2 protein-coding genes and 1 pseudogene are annotated in these 1,617 nt (G+C 63.0%); all 3 read right to left on the bottom strand.

What is annotated here, in order from left to right; translation table 11 throughout:
* A partial coding sequence (locus HX846_RS18635) for an MmgE/PrpD family protein (protein WP_178965870.1) occupies positions 1 to 325 on the bottom strand: 325 nt, incomplete at its 3' end.
* A 10-nt stretch (positions 326 to 335) separates the two neighbouring features.
* Positions 336 to 1,499, bottom strand: coding sequence for an acyl-CoA dehydrogenase family protein (locus HX846_RS18630; protein ID WP_178965869.1), 1,164 nt, complete (start codon positions 1,497 to 1,499; stop codon positions 336 to 338).
* Positions 1,500 to 1,530: 31 nt separating this feature from the next.
* Positions 1,531 to 1,617, bottom strand: a pseudogene (locus HX846_RS39615) (MaoC family dehydratase N-terminal domain-containing protein); the annotation flags it as partial.

Genomic DNA, 1,617 nt, shown 5'->3' with positions numbered 1-1,617 from the left:
CCGGAAACACCACGGTCGCCGGGTGCAATACCGAGCTGTTGTGCAGGTCATCCTGCTCCACCAGGTGCGACGACGCGCCATTCACCAGCGCGGCGAAATAGGCACTGCTGCTGCCGCCGTTGACGATGATCTGCGCCGGGCCATCAGCCGGGCCCATCCTGCGGGCATAACGTTCGAACAGCGGGATCGGATGCGCGCCCTTGCTGGCCAGCGCCGAGGCGAGCCAGTCGAGGAACAGGTCTTCGGTGCGGGCGAGTACGGCATCCGGCAATTGTGCGTAATTCAACTCGGCGAGGAACCGACACAGCGCTTGGGTATGGCTCATGGTCGGGCCCTCAGAAGCTGCGTGGCAGTTCGAGCAGATGCTCGGCCACGTAGGACAGGATCAGGTTGGTGGAGATCGGCGCAACCTGGTACAGGCGGGTTTCGCGGAACTTGCGCTCCACGTCGTATTCGCAGGCAAACCCGAAGCCGCCGTGGGTTTGCAGGCAGGCGTTGGCCGCCTCCCAGGAAGCCTTGGCCGCGAGGTACTTGGCCATGTTCGCGCTGGCCCCGGCATTGGCGCCGCTGTCGTATTCCTCACAGGCACGCCAGCGCATCAAGTCGGCCGCTTCGATCTCGATATGGGCTTCGGCAATCGGGAACTGCACGCCCTGGTTCTGTCCGATGGGCCGACCAAATACCACGCGGTCGCGGGCATAGGCGCTGGCTTTCTCGATAAACCAGCGGCCATCGCCGATGCACTCGGCGGCAATCAGCGTCCGCTCGGCATTCAAGCCGTCGAGGATGTAGCGGAAGCCCTTGCCCTCCTCGCCAATCAGGCTGTCCAGCGGCAATTCCAGGTTGTCGAAGAACAGTTCGTTGGTCTCGTGGTTGACCATGTTGGCGATGGGCTGCACGGTCAGGCCGTTGCCGATGGCTTCCCGCAAGTCCACCAGGAAGATCGACATGCCTTCGGATTTTTTCTTCACCTCGGCCAACGGCGTGGTGCGGGCCAGCAGGATCATCAGGTCGGAATGCTGCACCCGCGAGATCCAGACTTTCTGGCCATTGATCACGTACTTGTCGCCGCGCTTGACTGCGGTGGTCTTGATTTTGGTGGTGTCGGTGCCGGTGGTGGGCTCGGTCACGGCCATCGACTGCAGGCGCAATTCGCCGCTGGCGAGCTTGGGCAGGTAGAAGCTTTTCTGTGCTTCGCTGCCGTGACGCAGCAAGGTGAACATGTTGTACATCTGGCCGTGGACGGTGCCGGAGTTGCCGCCGCAGCGGTTCACTTCCTCCAGTATCACCGAGGCTTCCGCCAGCCCCAGGCCGGAGCCGCCGTAGGCTTCCGGGATCATTGCCGACAGCCAGCCGGCGTCGGTCAGGGCCTTGACGAAGGCTTGCGGGAAGCCCTTTTCTTCATCGACCTTGCGCCAGTAGGCAGCGTCGAATTCGGCGCAGAGTGCGCGCACGCCTTCGCGGATGGCATTCAGTTCTTCGTTGTCATTCGGGTTCATTAACGGCTCTCCGCCTGTTGTTCTTGGAGGTTTATTCGAAATGCAGTTCGGCGCGCTGGGCCAGGCCGTCGGCGTTGCCCGCCCACAGTTCCGCGACGCCCGGCGCGGTGATGTGCCC

Origin of the sequence: Pseudomonas sp. K5002, from assembly GCF_013386655.1 — a bacterium.
In the GTDB taxonomy this organism is placed as follows: domain Bacteria; phylum Pseudomonadota; class Gammaproteobacteria; order Pseudomonadales; family Pseudomonadaceae; genus Aquipseudomonas.
The sequence above is the reverse complement of the archived record's forward strand: the minus strand, read 5'-3'. Positions and strand labels throughout refer to the sequence as shown.